The organism is Gemmatimonadaceae bacterium (assembly GCA_035533755.1).
Classification (GTDB): Bacteria; Gemmatimonadota; Gemmatimonadetes; order Gemmatimonadales; family Gemmatimonadaceae; genus JAGWRI01.
In genome coordinates, this window is record DATLTC010000040.1 from 1 (window position 1) to 4,940 (window position 4,940).

At 69.7% G+C, this 4,940-nt stretch carries 5 protein-coding genes; all 5 read left to right on the forward strand.

Annotated elements, in window-relative coordinates; all coding sequences use genetic code 11:
* Positions 1–164 precede the first annotated feature (164 nt).
* Positions 165–1,121 carry a cysteine synthase family protein gene (locus VNE60_06280; GenBank protein ID HVB31120.1) on the forward strand — a complete coding sequence of 319 codons (957 nt, stop codon included), beginning with the start codon at positions 165–167 and terminating at the stop codon, positions 1,119–1,121.
* A gap of 39 nt (positions 1,122–1,160) precedes the next feature.
* On the forward strand, positions 1,161–1,661 hold the full coding sequence (locus tag VNE60_06285) for a GNAT family N-acetyltransferase (protein HVB31121.1): 501 nt from the start codon (positions 1,161–1,163) through the stop codon (positions 1,659–1,661).
* A gap of 207 nt (positions 1,662–1,868) precedes the next feature.
* On the forward strand, positions 1,869–2,693 hold the full coding sequence (locus tag VNE60_06290; protein ID HVB31122.1) for an AraC family transcriptional regulator: 825 nt from the start codon (positions 1,869–1,871) through the stop codon (positions 2,691–2,693).
* A 177-nt stretch (positions 2,694–2,870) separates the two neighbouring features.
* The gene (locus tag VNE60_06295; GenBank protein ID HVB31123.1) at positions 2,871–3,785 is read left to right on the forward strand and encodes a DNA-binding response regulator; all 915 of its coding nucleotides are present in this window, start codon (positions 2,871–2,873) and stop codon (positions 3,783–3,785) included.
* Positions 3,786–4,382: 597 nt separating this feature from the next.
* Positions 4,383–4,940, forward strand: a 558-nt coding sequence (locus VNE60_06300; GenBank protein ID HVB31124.1) for a hypothetical protein, incomplete at its 3' end; no start/stop codon positions are given.

Genomic DNA, 4,940 nt, shown 5'->3' on the forward strand with positions numbered 1-4,940 from the left:
GTGATGGCCGGAATGATGGCACTCGCGCGGGCCGCCCACAACAACGCCGCGGCGCTGGCGACCGGGGCCGATGGCGCGCCGCGTGGTTCGCGGCCATAATACCGCGCCCGCGCGCGCGGGCCATCCATGGTCTATTCCGCAGGTCTTCCGGAGATCCCCGCCGCATGCGCTTTCCTTCCGTGTCCAGCAGCATCCTGGACGTCGTTGGCCAGACGCCGCTGGTTGCGCTGGACCGTCTCGCCGCCGGCTGCCCGTCCCGCGTGCTCGCCAAATTGGAATCGGCCAACCCCGGGTTGAGCGTCAAGGACCGCCCGGCCCTGCAGATCATCGTCGACGCCGAACGGCAGGGGTTGATCCGTCCCGGCGACACGATCATCGAACGCACGAGCGGCAACATGGGCACCGGGCTCGCGCTCGCGTCGCTCATCAAAGGCTACAAGCTCGTGGTCGTGATGTCGGCCGGGAACACGGTGGAGCGGCAGAAGGCCATCCGCGCGCTCGGCGCGCGGGTGGTGCTCGTGCCGCAGGTCACCGGCAAACCGGGCCAGGTCACGGGCGCCGACCTCAAGCGCGTGGAGGAGGTGACCAACCAGCTCACCCGCAAGCTCAAAGCCTTCCGCGCCGACCAGTTCAAGAATCCGAGCAGCGTCAAAGCGCACGAGACGGGCACGGGCCCCGAGATCTGGAAGCAGACCGGCGGGCACGTGGACGCGTTCGTGAGCGTGGTGGGATCCTCCGGCTCGTTCACCGGCGTCTCGCGCTACCTCAAGAAGAAGAATCCGGCCGTGCGGTGCGTGGCCGTGGAGCCCACCAACGCCGCCATTCTCTCGGGCAAGCGCAAGCATCCCGGCCGCCACAAGCTGCAGGGCGTGGGCTACATGGAGGTGCCGCAGCTCTACGACCCGGCGCTGGTGGACGAGTTCGTGAGCATCGGCGATCGCGAGGCCATGCACACCGCGCGCTTGCTCGGGCGCACCGAGGGGATTCTGGCCGGATACACGTCGGGGGCCAACGTCGCCGCCGCGCTGCGCGTCGCGCGGGCGTCGAAGACGCCGATCACCGTCGTCACGATCGTCACCGACTCGGGACTCAAGTACTTCAGCACCGACCTCTATGAATGATCGCGGCGCCGCGCTCGCCCACCCTCACCCCACCCACGCGTGAATCTCGATACCTTCGCCACGCCGCGCCTGTTCGCCGAGCGGCTCACCGCCGAACATCTGCCGGAGATCCGGCGGATGCACGAGGACCCGCGCGTGATGGCCACGCTCGGCGGCATCCGCACCGAAGCCCAGACACGCGAGTATCTGGATCGGAATCTCGCCCACTGGGAGCGGTTTGGGTTCGGCCTCTGGATCGTCCGCGACGCGTCCCGCGAGACGATCGTGGGCCGCGCCTGCGTCCGCCACCTGGACGTGGACGGCGTAGACGAGGTGGAGATCGGCTACGCGCTGTACGCGGACTGGTGGGGGCAGGGGCTCGCCACCGAGATCGCCAACGCGTGCGTGGCCGTTGGCCACCGCGATCTCGGGCTCGCCTCGGTGGTGGCCGTCACGCTCCCCACCAATCGCGGGTCGCGGCACGTGATGGAGAAGGCCGGGATGGCGTACGAGCGTGACTTCCTGCACGCCGGCGAGCCGCACGTGTTGTATCGGCGGTAGCGTCCTCCGGAGCCGCCGTCACGCCTCGGCGGTTTGCAAGTACCGGTATATGGATGCGGCGGCGCATGGCGGGCTTGTGCAAGTCTCCGTCGGATCGGCAAGTTGAGGAGTTGTGAAAGCGCGCACCGCCCCCATGCGGCCGGGCAGGGGGGCGGGAGGCGCGGCGCCACGCGGCGGACGCTCCAACGGGTTTCGATCCAGGCCACCATGCCATCTTCGACGGTCCCACTGGTCGTGGGCTATGTGCCGGGCCGCACCGAGCGGGCTCGCATCGCGGGCGCGCTCCGGGGACGCGCCCGCGTGCAGTGGGCGGAGTCGATGGCCGAGCTGCGCAGCACGGTGCGCCGGCACCGGGGGCCGATCGCAGCGGTGTTCGTGGCGCCGCGGGACGCCACCGGCGCCACGGCCGGCCCCGTGGTGCGCGACCTGGCTACCGTGGCCCCCAACGTGCCGGTCATCGCCTATTGCCGCACGGGCATCGAACACTCGCGGGACATCCGGGCCCTGGCCGCGGCGGGCGTGCACGAATTCCTGTTCGTGGGGGTGGACGACGCCGGGGCCGCGGTGCGTACGGTGCTGGCGTCGGCCCAGCGCGCCTGCGCGGTCGAGGCGGTGCTGGCCGCGCTGCGGCCGCGAATCCCCGAATCGCTGCATCCCCTGGCGGAGTACGGCGTGGCCCATCCCGACCATGCGCGGAGCGTGGCGGCGATGGCCGCCATGCTGGGCGTGCACCGCAAGACCCTGTTCAACCACTGCCGGCGGGCGGGCGCACCCGCGCCCGCGGAGTTGCTCACCTGGTGTCGCCTGCTGCTGGCGGCGCACATGCTGGCGACCACGGCGAGCACGGTGGAAGCGGTGGCCATGGACCTGGAATTTCCCTCCGATACCGCGCTCCGCAACACGATGAAGCGGTACACCGGCCAGCGGGCCAGCGATGTGCGCCGCCGCGGCGGCTTGTCGTACGTGCTGGGGGAATTCTCCAATCGTATGAAAGAAACCTCGGCCAGACCCGCCGACGCACCCAGCAACTGACCCCCTCGGGGGTTCCCGGAGTTGGTCGGCGGTTGCGAGCGGGCCGCCCAATGCATGGGTGCGTTGCTCCCTGTGTAACCCTCCTGGGTGGTTCCCGCGGTAGATTCTCGTCGCGTCGGCCCTGCGGGCAGCACCCCAGGTTCCCCCGGGTGCGCGCAGAGCCGCGGAACTTACCCCATGAAGCAACGTTCGACGCCCCGCCAGAACGCCCCCCCGGCGCCCACGGTACTCGTGATCGGCCGTGTTCGCGCGCGGGTGTCTGCCATACAGCGCCTGCTGGAGCGGTACGGATTGCCCACGGTCACCCTGGCCTGGAAAGCCACGGCCTCCGGGCTCTGGCGCTTGGGCGCGTTGCCGCCCGATGCGGTGGTGGTGGACGTTGCGCCGCCAGTCACGGCCGATCACATCGAGGTGCTGCACCGCCTGCGCGACCGCTGGGAGGCGGTGCCGCAGATCGTGGTCACGTCGGGCGCGAACGGGTCGGTGCTCACCAGCCTCCTCGCCGTGGGCGTGGACGACTTCGTGTGCGGCGACAACCGTTCGTCGGAACTTGTGGTGCGGCTTCGACGGCAACTGCGACGCGTATCCCCACGCGCCCTCCCGATGCCGCTCGGCTCCGAAACCGTGGAGTACGACGACATCCGCCGGACCGTTGCGGCAAACGGGCGGCGCATCACGCTCACATCACGCGAGTTCGAGGTGTTCCGCTGCCTCGTGGACAACGCCGATACCCTGCTCTCCAGAGAAGAGATCCTGGAGCGCGTGTGGGGGAAGAGCCACGATCAACTGGGCGCTTCCGGCATCGTCGGTGTGTACGTGCTGTACTTGCGGCGGAAGCTCGCCAAGCTGGGACTCGCCCACGCACTCCGTACGGTCAAGGGAAAGGGCTACGCCTTTCTCGCGCCGAGCAGCTACTGGACGTCAGTCCCGAGTTCAGCGACCGCGAGTCCCAGCGCGTCCCTCGGGCTTGGGAACGGTGATCTTCACGCGTCCTCCACGGGGCGTGCGCGTGGGGCGTCGAATGATGATCTCGACGTCCCGGCCCAGCCGGAGGAGCATGCGGATCAACCGGTTCGCCGAGAAGCCCTGTAGATGGCCGCTCATGACGAGCGACATCTGTGACTGGGCTTCGCGCGCGACGGCGGCCGCCGCGGTCTGAGACAGGCCCTTCTCGCCGATCACCTGTCTGATTTCGTCCGCGAGGCGCGCCTTGGAAATGACTTCCGAATCGGGCCGAGCGCGGGCGGGGCTGGTGCGTTTCTTGGTTGCGGTCACGGGTGTCATGAGAGCGACGGTTCGGTCGGTTGGGGGGAACCGGGGGAGCAGACCCAGTCGAATCTAAGCCATTTTGTTGCTGGCCACGACCCGCCCTGGGTGCGAGTCGAGCGTCAAAGTTAGAATTTTCTAATCCATCCTGCAACCGCGAGTTTTTCCGGCCCCGGCTGCCCGGCCAGCCGACGTCGGCTCCGGAGGCTTACCCGGGGCACGGCCCGCCGGGCGGGAGCCGGGTCTGGCGCGGCTCAGCGCCTCTATGGTTCGGTCGTTCTAACTGCCCCCGCCACGAACCTGAACATTGATCCTGCCTACCGGGGATGCACCATTCGGGGGCGTCCGGTTGCGCCGGACGACGGGCCGGAGCGGTGAGGGCGCTGGCATTCCCACGGCGGGTTCAATTGCGGAGCGGGGCGTATGCGGCAACTGCTGCAGTCGCGCTGGACAAAGCATCTGCGAAGCGACGACGACGACGTGCACCGCCTGATCGAGGCGGCCGCGGAGACGGTGGCGCCGGCCTGGGACCGGCCGCCCACGCCCAGCGGGCGGCGCGCCCGGTCGCGCGTGATCCTGTTCCCCGCGGCGCCCCACCGTACGGCGCAGGCGCCGGTCGAGCGGTCCCGCTGGCCAGTCTCTGCGCTCGTGGCCGGCGTGCTGTTGGTAGCGGGGATCGTGCTCGTGCTCCGGCCCGCTCCGGTCAATCGGCTACCGGCCAGCGTGCAAGGCACCTGGGTCACCGACGCCGCCCAGTTCGCCGGCCAGCAGGTCACGCTCGGGGGGCGCAGCATCAGCTTCCGTACCGGCCGGCTGGTGAACACGCACGCGATCACCGGGGTCCGCGAGTGGCTCTCGCCCGAAGGCATGCGGTTCCGCGTGAACTACGTCGGGGGCTCCACCGCCCCGGCGGCAGGCACATTCGAGTTCATCTATCGGCGCGATCCCTATCCCCAGATCCTGCTTGCCGAGCAGACGCGC